This window comes from Microbacterium stercoris (assembly GCF_017592545.1).
Taxonomy (GTDB): Bacteria; Actinomycetota; Actinomycetes; order Actinomycetales; family Microbacteriaceae; genus Microbacterium; species Microbacterium stercoris.
On record NZ_JAGFOA010000002.1, the window covers coordinates 332,005 to 349,002 of the forward strand.

At 70.7% G+C, this 16,998-nt stretch carries 17 protein-coding genes; 5 read left to right on the plus strand and 12 right to left on the minus strand.

Features of this window, described 5'->3' with window-relative positions:
- The first annotated feature begins 94 nt into the window (after window positions 1-94).
- Complete coding sequence (locus J5V96_RS05710; protein WP_208501582.1) at window positions 95-799, plus strand: hypothetical protein; 705 nt, start codon at window positions 95-97, stop codon at window positions 797-799.
- Between the two features lie 177 nt (window positions 800-976).
- Here the strand turns inward: J5V96_RS05710 and J5V96_RS05715 are convergent, their stop codons facing one another.
- On the minus strand, window positions 977-1,585 hold the full coding sequence (locus J5V96_RS05715; protein ID WP_208501585.1) for a DnaJ family domain-containing protein: 609 nt from the start codon (window positions 1,583-1,585) through the stop codon (window positions 977-979).
- Window positions 1,586-1,718: 133 nt separating this feature from the next.
- On the minus strand, window positions 1,719-2,918 hold the full coding sequence (coaBC, locus tag J5V96_RS05720; RefSeq protein ID WP_208501601.1) for a bifunctional phosphopantothenoylcysteine decarboxylase/phosphopantothenate--cysteine ligase CoaBC: 1,200 nt from the start codon (window positions 2,916-2,918) through the stop codon (window positions 1,719-1,721).
- A gap of 67 nt (window positions 2,919-2,985) precedes the next feature.
- Here coaBC and J5V96_RS05725 point away from each other — a divergent pair, with 67 nt between their 5' ends.
- Window positions 2,986-3,675 carry an NRDE family protein gene (locus J5V96_RS05725; protein ID WP_208501615.1) on the plus strand — a complete coding sequence of 230 codons (690 nt, stop codon included), beginning with the start codon at window positions 2,986-2,988 and terminating at the stop codon, window positions 3,673-3,675.
- Between the two features lie 16 nt (window positions 3,676-3,691).
- Here the strand turns inward: J5V96_RS05725 and J5V96_RS05730 are convergent, their stop codons facing one another.
- A complete protein-coding gene (locus J5V96_RS05730; protein ID WP_208502393.1) occupies window positions 3,692-5,911 on the minus strand; it encodes an LLM class flavin-dependent oxidoreductase in 2,220 nt (739 codons plus the stop codon).
- A 72-nt stretch (window positions 5,912-5,983) separates the two neighbouring features.
- Window positions 5,984-6,352, minus strand: a complete 369-nt coding sequence (locus J5V96_RS05735) for a winged helix-turn-helix transcriptional regulator (RefSeq protein ID WP_372439929.1) — start codon at window positions 6,350-6,352, stop codon at window positions 5,984-5,986.
- Between the two features lie 109 nt (window positions 6,353-6,461).
- Between J5V96_RS05735 and J5V96_RS05740 the strand changes: the two genes are divergently transcribed.
- Both J5V96_RS05740 and J5V96_RS05745 read left to right on the plus strand, forming a co-directional pair.
- Window positions 6,462-7,328 (plus strand): NAD(P)H-binding protein, encoded by an 867-nt coding sequence (locus tag J5V96_RS05740; RefSeq protein ID WP_208501617.1) that lies wholly within the window; start codon window positions 6,462-6,464, stop codon window positions 7,326-7,328.
- A gap of 50 nt (window positions 7,329-7,378) precedes the next feature.
- Window positions 7,379-8,230 carry an aldo/keto reductase gene (locus tag J5V96_RS05745; protein WP_208501619.1) on the plus strand — a complete coding sequence of 284 codons (852 nt, stop codon included), beginning with the start codon at window positions 7,379-7,381 and terminating at the stop codon, window positions 8,228-8,230.
- A 24-nt stretch (window positions 8,231-8,254) separates the two neighbouring features.
- Here J5V96_RS05745 and J5V96_RS05750 read toward each other — a convergent pair whose 3' ends face one another.
- The 8 genes from J5V96_RS05750 to J5V96_RS05785 form a co-directional block, all read right to left on the minus strand.
- A complete protein-coding gene (locus J5V96_RS05750) occupies window positions 8,255-8,722 on the minus strand; it encodes a VOC family protein (protein ID WP_208501621.1) in 468 nt (155 codons plus the stop codon).
- A 109-nt stretch (window positions 8,723-8,831) separates the two neighbouring features.
- Window positions 8,832-10,343: an amino acid permease gene (locus tag J5V96_RS05755; protein WP_208501630.1), complete on the minus strand. Its 1,512-nt coding sequence runs from the start codon at window positions 10,341-10,343 to the stop codon at window positions 8,832-8,834.
- Window positions 10,344-10,369: 26 nt separating this feature from the next.
- Window positions 10,370-11,212, minus strand: a complete 843-nt coding sequence (locus tag J5V96_RS05760; protein ID WP_208501632.1) for an NAD-dependent epimerase/dehydratase family protein — start codon at window positions 11,210-11,212, stop codon at window positions 10,370-10,372.
- 33 nt (window positions 11,213-11,245) lie between these two features.
- Entirely contained in the window at window positions 11,246-11,518 is a 273-nt protein-coding gene (locus J5V96_RS05765) for a PLDc N-terminal domain-containing protein (protein ID WP_208501634.1), read from the minus strand.
- A gap of 93 nt (window positions 11,519-11,611) precedes the next feature.
- Window positions 11,612-11,818: a hypothetical protein gene (locus tag J5V96_RS05770; RefSeq protein WP_236014526.1), complete on the minus strand. Its 207-nt coding sequence runs from the start codon at window positions 11,816-11,818 to the stop codon at window positions 11,612-11,614.
- A gap of 27 nt (window positions 11,819-11,845) precedes the next feature.
- Complete coding sequence (locus J5V96_RS05775; RefSeq protein WP_208501636.1) at window positions 11,846-12,766, minus strand: DNA-3-methyladenine glycosylase family protein; 921 nt, start codon at window positions 12,764-12,766, stop codon at window positions 11,846-11,848.
- 259 nt (window positions 12,767-13,025) lie between these two features.
- Window positions 13,026-13,694 carry a winged helix-turn-helix domain-containing protein gene (locus J5V96_RS05780; protein WP_208501638.1) on the minus strand — a complete coding sequence of 223 codons (669 nt, stop codon included), beginning with the start codon at window positions 13,692-13,694 and terminating at the stop codon, window positions 13,026-13,028.
- Window positions 13,695-14,070: 376 nt separating this feature from the next.
- Window positions 14,071-14,631 (minus strand): MarR family winged helix-turn-helix transcriptional regulator, encoded by a 561-nt coding sequence (locus J5V96_RS05785; RefSeq protein ID WP_307793536.1) that lies wholly within the window; start codon window positions 14,629-14,631, stop codon window positions 14,071-14,073.
- An 85-nt stretch (window positions 14,632-14,716) separates the two neighbouring features.
- Between J5V96_RS05785 and J5V96_RS05790 the strand changes: the two genes are divergently transcribed.
- Entirely contained in the window at window positions 14,717-16,906 is a 2,190-nt protein-coding gene (locus J5V96_RS05790; protein WP_208501640.1) for an MMPL family transporter, read from the plus strand.
- Window positions 16,907-16,998: the final 92 nt, after the last annotated feature.

Below are 16,998 nucleotides of genomic sequence, written 5' to 3' on the forward strand. Positions count from 1 at the left end.
AGTCGGCGATCCGGCCGATCGGATCGCGCCAGATCCGACCAGGCTTTCTTCCGCCCCCTCCGGAAAGTTCCTCGGGGACGTGCATGATGGATCCGTGGCTCGTCGGACGGGGGAGGAGACCCGCGCACTGCTGCTGCGGGTGGGGATCGAGATGCTGTTCGAGCGGGGTGCGGCCGCCGGCGTTCAGCACATCCGGCTGCAGGACGTGCTGCGGCGCGCCGGGCTCACCACGGGCGCGGCATACCGCCTCTGGACCGACCAGACGGAGTACCAGCGAGACCTCGCGGTCGCGATGATCGATCTGCGCTACTCGGATCCGATCGCCAACGCCTCCGCCGCGGTCGCCCCGCTGATCGCCCGGCAGGCGCCGATCGACGAGGTCATCCGGGTGGCGGCCGAGACCCACGCGATCGACGCGGAGCAGAAGCAGGATGTCTCGAACGGCCGGGACACACAGGCGTTCCTGCTGGCCCTGGCCCTGCGGGCCGCCGGCGGCACGGCGCCCGAGCTGCGCGAGGCGAGCCGGCGACGCCACGAGGACTCGATCGCGGGCTTCGATGTCTTCTACCAGCGGCTGATGGACGCGTACGGCTGGCGGATGAAGACGCCGTACCGCATCCGCGACTTCACGGAGGCGATGGCAGCACTCGGCGAGGGATTCGCGATCCGGGCCCTCCAGGGCATCGCGCATCCGCGCCTCGATCTCGAGCCGGGCCACGAGGGGCCGGATGGCCGATGGAGCCTGTTCGGCATCGCCGTGCGCGGGCTCGTGCACGAGTTCATGACGCCCGTGCGCTGAAGACCGGTGCGACCCCGGGGACGACGTTCGAGACCCATCGTCGACCCGGGGCCGTCTTCCCCCGCGATCTCCTCAGCCGCACGTGCCCTCCCGGACTGGGGGCCGAGGAGTCGAGGTGCAGAGCACCCTGACCATCGTCGGTCGACGCTGCCCGGGGAGTAAAGAAAGAAAAGTTCTTTATCCCTCGGCCTCGCTCGCCTCGCCCCGAGGGGTGTCTTCGCGACCGGAGCGGCGGCGGAACCACGATCGACGCGGCGGCTCGGGCTCGACGGCCGCGGCGCGCTCGCGGGCGCGCTGCTCGCGGCGCTCCCGCCAAGCGACGAGCTCGACCTCGACATCACGCGTCTTCGTGACGACGGGCGGCCCGCCCAGCAGCTGAAGGCGGGCGCGCTTGACCCTCCGGTTGAAGTCCTCCAGCGTCTCGCGCACATCCTGCTCGCGGCCGAGGCGGTCGAGACGCTCCTCGAGCTCGGCGTCCTCCACCCGCAGGGCGAGGGCGGGAGGCCCGAGCCCCCGCAGGTTCTCCGACTCGATCTTGCGGCGGATCCACCAGTCCGGATCGCTCGACGCGGCAAGGCCGGTGAGCGGCTTTCCCGCTCCCGGAAGACCGTCGAAATCACCACGGCGGATGGCCTGCTGGATCGCCTGCTCGACGATCGCCGCGCGCTCCTCCGGGGTGCTCCACGTCGGCGTGGACTCCTCGCGCTCTGCGCGCTCCTCGCCTTCTTCGCGCTCGAGGCCCCGCTCGGCGAGGTAGCGTGCGGCCTCCTGACGCGGATCCGTCATGCCGCCAGGGTACGCCCCGCCCCACCCGCTCGCCCCGGCCCCCGCGCTCGCCCCACCGCCTTCGCTCGCCCCCACCCCCGTCGCTCGTCGAGCGAGCGGAGCGAGTCGAGACGCCCCGAGCCTTCGCGGCGCCTCAGCCCCGCAGGGACGCCACGGCGTCGAGCAGGGCGTCGGCCACCTCGCGCTTCGTGCCGGTGGTGGTCGAGACCACGGCGTCGTCGGCGCCGATGAGGGTCACGCAGTTGTCGGTGCGCTCGAAGCCCGTCTGCCAGCCCACTTCGTTGACGGCGAGCAGCTCGACACCCTTCCGGCGGCGTTTGCGGATGCCTCGCTCGATCACCGATTCGGTGTCGGTCGGCATCTCGGCCGCGAAGCCGACGATCGTCTGTCCGGGGCGACGTGCGGCGACGAGCCCGGCGAGGATGTCCTCGTTCTCCACGAGTTCGAGGGTGAGCGGGCCGTCCTCCTTCGCGCGCTTGCGCTCGGCCACGTTCGCCACGCGGTAGTCGGCGACGGCCGCGCTCATGATCAGCACATCGGCCTCGCCTGCGTGGGCGGCCATCCGCTCGCCGAGCTCCTGTGCGGTGCCGACATGAGTGATCCGGATCCGATCGGGGATCGTCTCGAGCACGGATCCTTCGATGTGCGCGGCGACGAGGGTCACCTCGGCGCCGCGGTCGGCGGCCGCGAGCGCGATGGCGGCTCCCTGACGTCCGCTGGAGCGGTTGCCGATGAAGCGCACGGGGTCGATCGGCTCGCGTGTGCCGCCGGCCGAGATCACGACCCGGAGGCCGTCGAGGTCGCGGCGCGCGCCGAGCAGGCGCCGCACCTCGGCGTGGATCGCCTCGGGTTCGCTCATGCGCCCGGGGCCGCTGTCGGCACCGGTGAGCTGGCCGTCGTCGGGGCCGATCAGGTGCACCCCGCGTGCGCGCAGGGTGGCGATGTTGTGCTGAGTGGCGGGGTGCTGCCACATCTCGGTGTGCATGGCGGGGGCGATCAGCACGGGCGCCTGGGTGGCGAGCAGCGTGGTGCCCAGCAGGTCACCCGCGAGGCCGGCCGCGATCTTCGCGATCGAGTTCGCCGTCGCCGGGGCGATGACGACGAGGTCGGCCGTCTGGCCGAGGGCGACGTGGCGCACCTGGGCCACGTCGTCGTGCACCGAGGTGGTGACGGGATGCCGGCTGATGGCCTCCCACGTGGGCAGGCCGACGAAGCGCAGCGCATCGTCGGTGGGGACCACATGCACCTCGTGGCCGTCCTTGACGAGCAGTCGCACGAGCTGCACGGTCTTGTACGCGGCGATCCCGCCTGTCACTCCGACCACGATCTTCACGGGGCAAGTCTTCCACCTCGGACGCCGCGCGTCCCGTCGCCCTCAGCGCCCGTAGGCTTGTGCCCCGATGTGCACCGTCGTCGTTCGCGTACCCGCGCCCGCCTCCGCTGAGCCCGTGCGGCTGCTCGCCGTGCGAGACGAGGATCCGCACCGGCCCTGGAACCCCCTCGGCGAGTGGTGGCCCGATCGCCCGGGTGTGCAGGGCGTGCGCGATCAGCTGGCCGGTGGCGCCTGGCTGGCCGCCCGCGGGCCGCGCCTCGCCGTGCTGCTCAACCGCGCCGGTCACCCCGAGGGTGTTCCCGCGTCGCAGCTGGAGTCGCGCGGCGGCATCGTGCTGAATGCGCTGGAGGGCACCTCGCCCTCGGGCGCTCCGCGCACGCTCGGGTTCAACCTCGTCGAGGTGTACGGCACCCAGGTCACGGTGACCTCCTGGGACGGCACGGACATCCGCCGTGAAACGCTCGGCCCGGGCACGCACATGCTCGCCCATGACGACGTCGACGATCCCACCACGGCACGCATCGCCGCGTGGCACGGGGCGTTCGAGAACGCCGATCCGGCCGAGTGGATTCGGGTGCTCGGCGAGAGCGCGTCGCTTGATCCGTCGGACGACCGGGCGATCATCCGGGACAACCACTCCCACGGCTATCCGACCATGTCGCTGCTCGCCTGCGTGGCCGAGATCACCCCGGATCGCTCGCGTGTGCAGTACGCCGAGCTCGCGACCCCGGGTGTCTGGAACGACCTGCCGCTCTGATCCCCGGGGCGCGCGCTCAGCGGATGGGGAAGTTCGCCGAGAACACGTTGTCCGGATCCCAGGTCGCCTTCACCTCGCGCAGGCGCGGCAGGTTGACGCCGAAGGCGTCGACGAGGCGCTCGGGGCGCTGGTCGGTGTCGAACGACAGATAGAGCCCGTTGGTGTGCGGCGCGACCACGGCGTCCCAGATGGGGTCGAGACGCTCGTGCGATGCGCCCAGTGCCGTGAGCAGGAAGTTCTGGTGCCGGTGCGGATAGGCGGTGGCGTCGGGGGCGAGGTCGTGCGCGGCGCCGCCCGTCGCGCGCACCTGCAGGAAGTGCGCGGCGCCCGAGCGGGCGAGGTTCGAGAACGCGCTCGCGGTGGCCACATCGAGGTGGTCTACGAGGCCCGTGCGCGACACCGGATCGCCGCCTCCCTGGTGGTGGCGGTCTGCGGGCTGCACGACCCCCGAGTAGGGCAGCAGGTACGCCTTGTGATCGAGCAAGGGAGCGGCATCCGCGAGGCGCTCGAGGGCTCGGATCGCCTCATCGGTGTCGTCGCCCGCGAACACGGTCATGAGCTGCGCCACCGGCTGCTGCCCGCCGCGGATGGGCGGGAGGATCAGGAAGCTCGTCAGCTCGCGCGGCGACGCCTCGACGGCCGCGCCCCACCGCTCCAGCATGCCGACGGTATCGGTCGCGTCGAAGGCCATCTGCGAGTACACGACGTTGCCCAGCCGCATCGCGTCGATCTCGACCGCCGTGACGACGCCGAGGTTGCCGCCCGCTCCTCGCAGACCCCAGAACAGATCGGCGTTCTCCTCGGCGCTCGCGCGAAGGATCCGCCCGTCCGCCGTCACGAGGTCGGCCGCCGTCACGTGGTCGATCGTGAGGCCGTATTTGCGGCCGAGCAGGCCGATGCCGCCCGTGGTCGCGAGGCCTCCGACACCCACCCCGCCGTAGTCGCCCGAGCTGATCGCCAGCCCCCGCGGGGCCAGCGCGGCCGCGACCTCACCCCAGGTGGCACCGACGCCGATCCGCACCTTCGCGCCGTCGAGCGGCTCGATCGCGCGGAAGCGGCGCAGGTCGATGACGACGCCGCCGTCGTTGGTCGAGCGGCCGCTCACGCCGTGGCCGCCGGAGCGCACGCCGAGCGGCACGTCCTGGGCGCGGGCGTATCCGAGCGCGTCGGCCACCTCTGCGGGGGTCGACGGCAGCAGCACGAGGCCGGGATCGCCCGAGCGCAGGTAGTTGTGGCGCAGGTCGGCGTGGCCGCGGTCTCCGGGCTCGACGGCGCTCGCCGCGAGCGAGGGCGGAATCGCGTCGTAGTCGATGCCGTCGCGGCGCAGCGATAACGCGATCGCGCCGCGTCGCGCCTCGGCCGCCACGGTGCCGCGACCCGCGCGCTCGCGCGCCACGGCCTCGCGCACCGCGGGCGCGATCTCCTCGCCGAACACGTGCAGCATCGACTCGTCGTCGCTGGCCAGGATGAAGGCCGACATGCCGTCCTCGAGCGCGAAGGCCGTGAGCTGGTCGATCCACCGGGCCGTGTCGGCGACCGGCGCGATGTTGAGCAGACGCCGGATCTCCGACGGCTCTCGTCCGGCGGCGAGGGCCGCCTCGTCGATGGTCGCGTTGCCGCGCTGCAGATCGCCCGGCTGCAGATAGGCCAGCGACGGGAGCCAGCCGTCGGCCGTGCGCCCGGTGAGCTTCAGCATGCGCGGCTTGTACGCCCCGAGCCAGATCGGGATGTCGTGCGCCGGCTTCGGCCCGCGCTTCGCACCGCTCACGCGGTAGTACTCGCCGTCGTGGCGCAGGGGCATCCGGTTTCCGGCGTCCCAGATGCCGCGCATGATCTCGATCGCCTCGCCGAGCGCGGTGACGCCCTGGCCGGGGGTGAGCTTTCGCCCGCCCATCGCGCCGATCGCATCCCAGAATCCGCCGGCGCCGAGGCCCATCGCGAATCGCCCGTCGGAGAGCAGGTCGAGCGAGGCCGCCGAGCGCGCCAGCACCGCGGGCTGGCGCAGCGGAAGGTTGAGCACGTTGCCGGACACCGTGATCGAAGAGGTGCTCGCCGCCACCCAGGTGAGCAGGGTCCACGTGTCGTGGAACGACGGCTGATACGGATGATCCTGGAACGTCACGAGGTCGAGTCCTGCCGCCTCCGATGCCTGAGCCAGCGCGACCGGGCGATGCGGGTCGGCGTTGGTCGGGGTGACGAAGGAGCCGAAGCTCAGGGATTGGCCATAGTCGGGCATATCGAGTCCAACCTGTCTGCGCACGCAACTATTCCGCGAAGAGTCGGCGCACTGTCCGGGCCCGGGGGCGGGTCAGTCGGTCGTGCCGACCATCTCATGCGCGTGGTCGACGATCCAGTGCACGAGCGGACCGAGATGTGACATCAGCTCGCGGCCGCGATCGGTGAGCTCGTACTCGACGCGCGGCGGCACCTCGGGGAAGGAGCGTCGCAGCACCAGGCCGTCGGCCGTCAGGGTGCGCAGGGTCGATCCGAGCATCTTCTCGCTGATGCCCTCCACCTCGCGGCGCAGCTCGCCCCAGCGCCGGGTGCCCTCGGCGAGCGAGAGCAGCACCAGCACTCCCCACTTGCTCATCACGTGGTCGATGACCGTGCGCGACGGACATCCGGCCGTCAGGGTCGAAGGATCTTCGCCGCGGATCTGCGCAAGACTCACCATCACGCCAGTACCTTACGCGAAAGTGGGTACCCCACGGATGGAATGTTCTGAGATCGGAGGTGCTTTCCGATCGTGACGCGGATCGCCGGATCCGTCGCAGAAGGGAACACTCATGACCATCCTCGTCACCGCCGCGAGCGGACAGCTGGGCGCACTCGTCGTCGAGGCGCTGCGGGAACGCGGCGTGCGGCCGTCCGAGATCGTGGCCACCTCGCGCGACCCGCGCCGGCTGGCGCATCTCGCAGCCGAGGGCGTGCGCACCGTGGAGCTCGACTACGACAAGCCCGACACGATCGCCGCCGCGCTGGAGGGCGTCGAGCGAGTGCTGCTCGTCTCGGGGTCGCAGCCGGGGGCGCGTCTGGCGGGTCACCGCAACGTGATCGAGGCCGCCGCGCGCGCCGGGGTGGCGCAGCTGGCGTACACGTCGCTGCTCGACGCGGCCGACGCCGACTTCGTGCTCGCGCCCGACCACAAGGCGACCGAGGAGCTGCTCGCCCACGCCGGTGTGCCGGTCGTTTTGCTGCGCAACGGCTGGTACATCGAGAACCACGCCGATGAGGTGCGCCAGGCGGTCGAGACCGGCGTGATCTGCCACTCCGCGGGATCCGGGGTCATCGCCTCCGCCGCGCGCCGCGACTACGCCGAGGCCGCGGCCGCCGTGCTGACCGCCCCGCTCGAGGACTACAACGGCTCGACGCTCGAGCTGGCCGCGACGGATGGCTGGAGCTACGACGACCTCGCGGCCGCCGTGGCCGAGATCGTGGGACGCGAGGTGCACTACGAGCGCCTGGACGCCCACGAGCACGTCGCGCGCCTGCGCGCGTACGGGCTCGACGAGGGCACGGCAGGCTTCGTCGCGGCGATCGACGACGGTGTGGCCCGCGGGGTGCTCGCCTCGACGGATCCGACCCTCGCCCGCGTGATCGGTCGCCCGCTGACGCCGCGCGCCGACGTGATCCGCGCACTTCTCGCCGCCTGACTCGCACACTCCCGGCCCCTCCGGGGGCCGGGAGCCATAGGCTCGCAGACATGGCGACGATCGATATCCCCCAGGTCACCCTGAACGACGGCACGACGTTCGCCGAGCTCGGCCTCGGCACCTACAAGCTCACCGGCGACGAGGGCGTCGCGGCGGTGGAAGCGGCCATCGGCACCGGATACCGCGTGCTCGACACCGCGGTCAACTACGGCAACGAGCGCGAGGTCGGCGAGGCGGTGCGCCGCGCCGTCGATGCGGGCGCGGTGCAGCGCGACGAGCTCATCGTCACGACGAAGATCCCGGGCCGTCACCACGGCTACGAGGAGGCGATCGCGAGCGGACGCGAGTCGAAGGCGACGCTCGGTCTCGACCGCATCGATCTGCTGCTGATCCACTGGCCGAACCCCCGCGTCGACAAGTACGTCGACACATTCCGCGGCATGCTCGCCCTGCGCGAGGAGGGCGTTGTGCGATCGGTGGGAGTGTCGAACTTCACCGAGCCGATGCTGCAGCGCCTCATCGACGAGACCGGTGTGGTGCCGGCCGTGAACCAGGTCGAGCTGCACCCCTACTTCCCGCAGGGGGCGCTGCGCGCGTTCCACGCCGAGCACGGCATCCGCACCGAGAGCTGGAGCCCGCTCGCCCGACGCTCGGAGCTGCTGCAGGACCCGCTCATCCGCGACCTCGCCGAGGTGTACCAGGTCACGCCGACGCAGATCGTGCTGCGCTGGCACGTGCAGCTGGGATCGACCCCGATCCCGAAGTCATCGGATCCGGAGCGCCAGATCGAGAACGCCGACGTCTTCGGCTTCGCGCTCGACGAGGAGCACGTCGCGGCGATCAGCGGGCTCGAGCGCGGGCGTCTGTGGGACGGCGATCCCGACACCCACGAGGAGTTCTGAGCGCTCGCAGGCCCACGGGGAGGGTCACTCCTCTTCGAGGTCGTCCTCGAAGTCGTCCTCTTCCTCGGCGTCCTCGTCGAGGTCGTCCTCGTCGAGGATCGAGATCATCCACCGCACGCCGAAGCGGTCGATGCACATGCCGAACAGACCGCCCCAGTCGGGCTCCGACAGCGGGACGAGGATGGTGCCGCCCGCCGAGAGCTGCTCCCACCACTCGCTGAGGTCTTCTTCCTCGTCGCCGCTGATCGAGATCGCGTGGCCCCCGGCGCCCTCGTAGGGCACGCCCGTGGGGGTGTCGCTGGCCATCAGCACCATGCCATCCACCGTCTCGAGCACGCCGTGCAGGATGAGTTCGGCATCGCCCGGCTCATGGGCGAGGCTGCTCTCGCCGAACGTCTCGAACTCGAGCTCACCGCCGAACACACGGTGATAGAACTCCATCGCCGCGCGGGCGCTGTCGCGGAAGGTCAGATAGGGGTTGAGCACGGGCATGTCGGCTCCTGACGGCGGTGTCGGGTGGGGGATCGGGGGACGGGTTCAGTCTCGCCACCGGCGCGGGCGGCGGCAAGGGCGCTGTCCCGAGGCGGCGCTGAACATCGGGCTAACGGCGCCCCGCCTGCGACGCGCTCTGCGCGGTGCGTTCGGCGATGCCGAGGCGGCTGTGGCGGCGCGAGTACGCGAAGTACACCACCACGCCGATCACAAGCCAGGCCAGGAAGCGGATCCACGTCTCGAGGGTCAGGTTGAGCATCAGGTAGAAGCAGATGACGGCCGACAGGATCGGCAGCACCGGCACCCACGGCACCTTGAACGAGCGCGGCAGGTCGGGGCGCGTGCGGCGCAGCACGATCACGCCGATCGAGACCAGCACGAACGCGGCAAGGGTTCCGATGTTGACCAGCTCGGCCAGCGTGGACAGCGGCACGAAGGCCGCGAGCACCGCGACGATGACGCCCGTGATGAGGGTGATGCGGTAGGGCGTGCGGAACCGCGGATGCGTGCGGGCCAGGCCCTGCGGCAGCAGGCCGTCGCGAGCCATCGCGAAGGCCACGCGGGTCTGACCCATCAGCAGGATCATCGAGACGACGATCAGGCCGATGCACGCGCCGATCGCGATCAGGTCGCCCATAAACGGCAGGCCGGCGGCGTCGAAGGCGGTGGCGAGCGGGGCGCCGTCGTCGGGGTCGATGTCGCGGAAGTTCTGCATGCCCGTGATGACGAGCGAGACCGCCATGTAGAGCACCGTGACGATGGCCAGGGCGCCCAGGATGCCTCGCGGCAGGTCGCGCTGCGGATTGCGGGTCTCCTCGGCAGTCGTGGCGACGACGTCGAAGCCGATGAACGCGAAGAACACCATCGCCGCGGCGGCGAGCACTCCGCCGATGCCGAAGACGCTCGGATCGAGTCCGAAGATGCCCTGCACGATCGGCAGGTGGAGCGGATCGGCACCGCGCGCGGTGGCCGGAGCCTCGGCTGGCGGCACAAAGGGCACCCAGTTCGAGACCTTCACGAGGAAGGCGCCGACCACGACCACGGCGAGCACCACCAGCAGCTTCAGGCCGGTGACCAGCTGATTGAGGCGACTCGAGAGGGTGATGCCGCCGATGACCACGGCGGTCAGCGCCAGCACCAGCAGACCGGCCGGCAGGTTCACGAAGCCGTTCTCGGCGGTCGCGATCGCCGGCGGGATCTCGAACCACGTGCCATCGAGCACCACCGCGAGGTACTGACTGAACGATGTCGCGAGCGCCGCCGCGCCGACGGTGAACTCGAGGATCAGATCCCACCCGATGATCCAGGCGAGCAGCTCGCCGAGGGTCGCGTAGGTGAAGGTGTAGGCGCTTCCGGCCACCGGCACCGTGGAGGCGAACTCGGCATAGCAGAGCGCCGCGAGAGCGCAGGCGACGCCCGCGATGAGGAAGGACAGGGCGATCGCCGGGCCGGCGTTCGTGGCCGCGGCATGGCCCGTGAGCACGAAGATGCCGGCGCCGACGCAGACGCCGATGCCGAAGAGGATCAGATCCCAGACCCCGAGGTTCTTGCGGAGCTGGTGCTCCGGTTCCTGGGTGTCGGCGATGCTCTGCTCGATCGATTTCGTCCGGAACAGACTCATCGGATCCTCCTTGTTCGGGCGGCCGGTTACTTGTGGTCGCGCCAGCTGTGCTGCGGGTCGTAACCCAGCAGGCGCCGGGCCTTGTCGATCGAGAGCAGCGTCTCGTTCTCGCCGAACTCGCGGGCGTGCGGCACGTCGGGGAACACCTCGGCCAGCAGCTCGGCGTTCGGACGCGTCGACACCGTGTCGGCCGCGGCGATGATGAAGCGGTCGAACCCGGCGGGGGCCACCTCGAGCGCGCGTTCGATGGCGTGCGAGCCGTCGCGTGCGTCGATGTAGCCCCAGAGGTTCCACTTGCGGTCGCGCGCATCGGCGTCGTACGGGAACGCGTCGTAGTCCTCCGGCCACATCACATTCGAGAAGCGCAGGGCGGTGATCGACAGCCCCGGGTTCCAGCGCACGAGCTCGATGGCCAGCTGCTCCTCGAGGTGCTTCACCAGCGAGTAGGTCGACTCGGGGCGGGCGGGGTACTCCTCGTCGACCGGCACATACGGCGGCGGCACGTCGAAGGGCAGGCCCAGCACGGTCTCGCTGGAGGCGTAGACGATCTTGTCGATGCCGAGGCGGGTCGCCGCCCAGAAGACATTGAACGTCGACGAGATGTTGTTGTGGAACGTCGTCACATCGGGCGCGAGACCCGGCGCCGGGATGGCCGCGAGATGCACCAGCGCGTCGAAGCCGTCATGTGTGTCACCGACGGCGGTCAGCGCGTCGACGACCTGCCCGTAGTCGGTGAGATCCACCTGCACGAAGTCGCGGTCGCGTCGCCCGACGCGATCGATTCCGACCACCCGGTGCCCCGCGGCGCGCAGCTCGCGCGCGACGACCGATCCCAGCTTTCCCGACGACCCTGTCAGTGCGATTCGCATGCCGCTAAGCATTTCATGGGCCGCCGACATCGCTCAGCGCTTGACACCGCCGATGAAGTACGCGAGGGGGCCGATCCAGTTGATCAGGATGATCGGGATCCATGCCAGCTTCGTCATCCGGACCTGCTTCTCGGGGCGCGCCCACAGATCGGAGAACGCGGCCAGCGCCAGACCGATCTGCACGAGACCGAGCAGCGAGAGGAACGCCTTCCCCACGAGGCCGACCCCGGCCTCTGCGGTCTTGGCGGTGGCGGCCGTCGCCGCGGTGACTTTGGCGTAGTCCTTCACGGAGTTCTTGGTGGTCATGCGCCCATTGTCCGTCCCGCGGGCTCGTCTGTCACGGGCTTGACGGGTGTGGCTCGGCCGCGCGCCTGAACGGGAGGCGACGCAGTGCCCTCGTCAGAGCCGGGCCCCGTCGTCGTACTCGTCATGGCCGGGGCCGCCGCCCTTGCGCGCCTCGAACGCGAGGAACAGGCCGAGCGAGACGAGGAAGCCGAGCAGCAGGCCGAGCCACACGCTGCCGAGGTAGGCGGCGCCGATGATGCCGCCGACGACCAGGATCGCGACGGTGCGCAGGAGCAGCCACATGCGTTTCACGTTACTCATCGTGCACGGTGCTCATCAGAACCGTGCTCATCGGGCGCGGTGGTCTTCGGGGTGCAGGCGCGGGGCCTTACGCGGCTCGCTGACGCCGGACGCCAGGATCAGCCGGATCGCCCGCTGCCGCTGGCCGGCCCACGGCTCGAGAAGTTCGAGCATGCCGTCGTCGTCGACGCGGCTGCCGGTGAGGGCGTAGCCGATCTGGTGGGCGAGGTGGAAGTCGCCGACCGCGACGGCATCCGGATCTCCGAGCGCCCGCACGCGGGTCTCTGCGGCCGTCCACACCCCGACGCCGGGCAGCGACGTCAGGATGCCGTCGCGCCGTTCGGGGGCACACGCCGCGAGGGTGCGCTCGAGCGACTCGCCGCGGCGCGCCGCCTCGACGATGGTGCGGCTCTGCGGCGGCTCGAGGCCCGCCCGATGCCACGCCCACGACGGGATCATGCGCCAGCCCTCGATCGACGGAGGAACGTGCATCGGTCGCGGGGTCGGGCCGGGCGCACGCTCGCCGAACCAGGCGACCAGGCGCCGCCAGGCGGCGAACGCCTGGATGGCCGTGACCTTCTGCTCCATGATCGACTGCACAAGCGCATCGAACACCCCGTCGGTGCGCCCGATGCGCAGCCGCGGGTGACGGTGGTGCGCGTCGGCGACCAGCGGATGCCGCGTGGGGTCGAAGCCCTCGTCGTCATCGAAGGCGCCGCAGAGCGCGGGCGCCTGAGCGACCGCCCACTCGCGTCCGGGACCCCATGCGGCGATCCGGACGGATCCATCCGCCCCCTGTCGCAGCGCGATCGTCGCGGCCCCGAGCGGTGTGCGCGCGGCGCGCCAGATAACGCCCAGGTGGTGCGTCTGCGTCGGATCACCGGGCCCGCGCTGCTGCACGCCGACGACCTGGCGCACGTCGACCGGCCGCGCCGGTCTGTGCACGCTCTCGAGGCGCTCGGGGATCACGAGGCGAGAGTAATCCGAGCCCCTGACATTTCGACCCACACCCCTCCGCTCGTTGAGCACTCGCCACCCCCTCGCTCGTTGAGCGAGCGAAGCGAGTCGAAACGCCCCGAACCTCCCGCGGGCGCCTCGCCACCCCCCTCGCTCGTTGAGCGAGCGGAGCGAGTCGAATCGCCCCGTGCCTCCCGCGGGCGCCTCGCCACCCCCCTCGCTCGTTGAGCGAGCGGAGCGAGTCGAAACGCCCCGAGCCTCCCGCGGCGCCTCAGAAGCGGTCGGGCGACGGAGCACCGGCGCCGTAGCGCACCGACACGTCGGCGTGACGGTCGAATCGGTAGCCCACGCCGCGCACCGTTCGCACGATGTCCTGGAAGGCGCCGAGCTTCGAGCGCAGTCGGCGCACGTGCACGTCGATGGTGCGCTCGCCGGGGGCGTCCTCGTCGCCGGCGTCCCAGAGGGATCCGACCAGCTCGTTGCGCTCGATCGTGCGGCCCTCGCGAAGCACGAGGTACTGCAGCAGCTCGAACTCCTTGAAGGTGAGGTTGGCCGACTCGCCGTCGATGATGACGCGCTTGCGGGAGATGTCGACGACGACACCCTTGGCGGCCTCGGTCTGCTCCTCCGACTGGGCCTTGGTGCGGGCGACGGCGCCGGGCTCGTGCAGCGCGAGGCGCACGACGTCGACGTCGCGGCCGCCGGCCTGGGCCGGGGCGAGGGCGACGGCGGCGTAGGTCTCGGCGTTCGGGGAGAGCTCGGCGATGGTCTTGCGCAGGGCGTCGACCAGCTGGGGCAGGCTCACGCCCGAGGCCTCGGCCTTCAGCTCATCGAGGCCGACGTAGAGGGCGAAGCCGCGCGGAGCCGCGGAGGGCTTGGCAGCGGTGGTCGCGGGAGCGGACTGTCCGGGGGCGGAGAAAAGCGTGGCGGGGTTCGTCATGATGATGTGTCCTTGCGGAGGTGCACCGGTGGGGAGGTGCGAGTGTGCGTCGGACCGATCGGGGGCACTCAGATGGCGATGATCGGTGAGAGAGCATCAGGATGTGGATGCTCGTGCTGCGTCCGCGGGTCGCGGAGGAGCGTGAAGCGCGCTGGTTCGGTCTGACTCAGCGGCACATTCGACAGCACATGTCAACGCGACCGGGCATCATCATCCCGGTACGTCCGTTCGCCTCCAGGGCGGACAGATACGTGGCGTTGGCAGACATGACTCCGATTGTGACGGGGCGTGTCCCTCCGTGTCAACTTATTACCCACCGTTTCACTAGGGAATGGCGGGTCCTTCGGTCACCGGATGGGGCCAGGCCAGTGCCGGATCAGAACGCGGTGTCGGGCGACGGGGAGGTGTCGGCGAGTAAGCGCAGGAAGCGCGTGACGATGCCGCGCTCCTCTGAGGTGAGCTGCGCGGCGGCGCTGAAGCGTCGCCCGTAGACGCGGCCGATCGACTCGCGCGCGGCGTCGCGGGTCTCCTCGACGACCTCGACGGCGACGCTGCGCCGGTCGGACGGGTGAGGCAGGCGGCGGATGTGCCCGGCCGCGGCGAGCCGGTCGAGCAGCTTGGTCGTCGAGGCCGTCGAGATGCGGAGGTGGTCGGCGATGGCGCTGGGAGTGACGATCGAACCGTGCTCCTGCGCCGTGATCACAAAGCGCAAGGCGCGCATGTCGTTGTCGCCGAGCTTCATGTAGCGCCGCGACGCCTCGCTCACGGCTTCCTCGGTCTCGCGCCAGCGGCGCAGGGCCTCGAGCAGTGTCACCGTCTCGTCGATCTGGGTGTCGGTGAGGCCTTCGCGCGAGACGATCCGCTGGGCAGGGTCGAGGACACGGGGATCCATCATCGACGGATCCTCGTGCGAGCTCTCGAGGTGCGCAGGGGCCACCGCTGAAGTCTATTGCTCGACGAGTTGACTAGCTAGAGAAGTAATTAGATAAGCTAGTGAAAACTTCCGATCCGAGGAGAGCCCCATGGCGAACACGTCTCGTCTGTCCCGTCGCAGTCTGCGCGAGCGCCGCGACCTCGGGGGAGGCGTGCCTGTGTGGCTGCGAGTGCTGCTGCCGCTTGTGCTGATCGGCGTCTGGCTCGCCGGCGCCGCGATCGGCGGCCCGTACTTCGGACGCGTCGACGAGGTCTCCTCCAACGACCGCACCGCCTACCTGCCCGCAGCCGCCGAGGCCACCGAGGTGCAGGAGCGGCTCTCCGACTTCACCGAGGGCGACGCGATCCCCGCCGTCATCGTCTGGGCGGGCGAAGAGGAGCTGACCGACGACGACCTCGCCGCCATCGACGATGCGCTCGCTACCGTGGCGGACCTCGGCGTCGTCTCGGGCGAGCTCTCGCCCGCGATCCCGTCCGAGGACGGCCGAGCCGCGCAGGCGTTTGTGCCGCTCGACGCCGACGAGAACGTCGGCGACGCGGTGGCCGAGGTGCGAGCCGAGCTGAACGATGCACTGCCGGATGGCGTGACCGTCGCCGTCACCGGGCCCGCCGGCTTCACGAGCGACCTCGTCGGCGCCTTCGCCGGCATCGACGGTTTGCTGCTCGCGGTGGCCCTGGGAGCCGTGCTCGTCATCCTGGTGCTCGTCTATCGCTCGCTTCTGCTGCCGATCGCGGTGCTCGCCACCAGCATGTTCGCCCTGTGCGTGGCGCTGCTGACCGTGTGGTGGCTGGCCAAGGCCGACGTGCTTGTGCTCAGCGGGCAGACCCAGGGCATCCTGTTCATCCTCGTCATCGGTGCGGCCACCGACTACGCGTTGCTCTACGTCGCGCGGTACCGGGACGAGCTTGTGCAGACGCAGGGCAAGTGGGAGGCCACGTGGCGCGCGCTGCGTCGGTCGGTCGAGCCGATCGTGGCGTCCGGCGGCACCGTGATCGCGGGTCTGCTGTGCCTTCTGCTGAGCGACCTGCGCTCGAACAGCTCGCTGGGACCGGTGGCCGCGATCGGCATCGTGTTCTCGATCCTGTCGGCGCTGACCCTGCTGCCCGCGCTGCTCTACGCGATGGGGCGAGCCGCCTTCTGGCCGCGTCGCCCCAAGTACAACCCCGAGGTGTCGATCGAGGACGAGCGCAGCGGCCTGTGGGGATGGGTCTCGCGCCTCATCGAGCGGCGCCCGCGCACCATCTGGATCGGTACCGCGGCCGTGCTCGCCCTCGGCTGCGTGGGACTTGTGCAGCTGCAGGCGTCGGGAGTGCCGCAGTCGGAGCTGGTGCTCGGCCAGTCGGAGGCCCGCGACGGGCAGGCCGTGCTCGGCGAGCACTTCCCGGGTGGATCGGGCAGCCCCGCGTCGATCATCGCGCCGGAGGATCGGGTGCAGGAGGTCGCCGATCTCCTGCTCGCTCACGACGGCGTGGCCGAGGTGTCGATCATCGTCGACGGCAACGGCCAGACGGCGCCCGTGACCGAGGACGGCATCGGGGCCTTCGGCCCTCCGGGAACCCCCGCGCCCGAGCCGGTCGTGGCCGACGGTGACGTGCTCATGCAGGCGACCCTCGCCGACGCGGCAGACTCCCTCGCCGCGGAGGACACCGTGCGCAGCCTCCGCACAGAGCTGTCGGAGCAGGTTCCTGGCGCACTGGTGGGCGGCGAGACCGCGACCGACGTCGACACGAACGACGCGTCGATCCGCGACCGCACCCTGATCGTTCCGATCGTGCTCGCCGTGATCCTGGTGATCCTGATGCTGCTGCTGCGCTCGGTGCTCGCGCCCGTGCTGCTGGTGCTGACCACGGTGCTCTCGTTCGGCACCGCGATGGGAGTCGCCGCGCTCGTGTTCAACCACGTCTTCGATTTCCCGGGGGCGGATCCGGCGGTGCCGCTGTACGGCTTCGTCTTCCTCGTCGCGCTCGGCATCGACTACAACATCTTCCTGATGTCGCGCGTGCGGGAGGAGTCGCTCGCGCACGGCACCCGGGAGGGCATCCTGCGTGGTCTGCGCCTGACCGGAGGCATCATCACGTCGGCCGGCCTTGTGCTCGCGGCGACGTTCACGGCGCTGTCGGTCATCCCGGTGCTGTTCCTCGTGCAGATCGCGTTCATCGTCGCCTTCGGCGTGCTGCTGGACACCTTCATCGTGCGCTCGCTCCTCGTGCCCGCCCTCGCCACCGACATCGGTCGTGCGATCTGGTGGCCGTCGAAGCTCGCCCGCGGCAGGGAGTGACGCGGACGAACCGGCGCCGTCCTCGGCGGGGAGCATCGGACGCGGCAGCAGGGGAGTCGGGACGGTCGTCGGTGCGCGGGTCGACCCGGGCT

Coding starts and splice junctions, on each gene's coding strand:
- J5V96_RS05725 (WP_208501615.1), top strand. CDS start 2,986: ATGTGCACCGTCGTCGTTCGCGTACCCGCGCCCGCCTCCGCTGAGCCC.
- J5V96_RS05745 (WP_208501619.1), top strand. CDS start 7,379: ATGGCGACGATCGATATCCCCCAGGTCACCCTGAACGACGGCACGACG.
- J5V96_RS05760 (WP_208501632.1), bottom strand. CDS start 11,212: ATGCGAATCGCACTGACAGGGTCGTCGGGAAAGCTGGGATCGGTCGTC.
- J5V96_RS05765 (WP_208501634.1), bottom strand. CDS start 11,518: ATGACCACCAAGAACTCCGTGAAGGACTACGCCAAAGTCACCGCGGCG.
- J5V96_RS05730 (WP_208502393.1), bottom strand. CDS start 5,911: ATGCCCGACTATGGCCAATCCCTGAGCTTCGGCTCCTTCGTCACCCCG.
- J5V96_RS05755 (WP_208501630.1), bottom strand. CDS start 10,343: ATGAGTCTGTTCCGGACGAAATCGATCGAGCAGAGCATCGCCGACACC.
- J5V96_RS05740 (WP_208501617.1), top strand. CDS start 6,462: ATGACCATCCTCGTCACCGCCGCGAGCGGACAGCTGGGCGCACTCGTC.
- J5V96_RS05780 (WP_208501638.1), bottom strand. CDS start 13,694: ATGACGAACCCCGCCACGCTTTTCTCCGCCCCCGGACAGTCCGCTCCC.
- J5V96_RS05790 (WP_208501640.1), top strand. CDS start 14,717: ATGGCGAACACGTCTCGTCTGTCCCGTCGCAGTCTGCGCGAGCGCCGC.
- J5V96_RS05750 (WP_208501621.1), bottom strand. CDS start 8,722: ATGCCCGTGCTCAACCCCTATCTGACCTTCCGCGACAGCGCCCGCGCG.
- J5V96_RS05770 (WP_236014526.1), bottom strand. CDS start 11,818: ATGAGTAACGTGAAACGCATGTGGCTGCTCCTGCGCACCGTCGCGATC.
- J5V96_RS05715 (WP_208501585.1), bottom strand. CDS start 1,585: ATGACGGATCCGCGTCAGGAGGCCGCACGCTACCTCGCCGAGCGGGGC.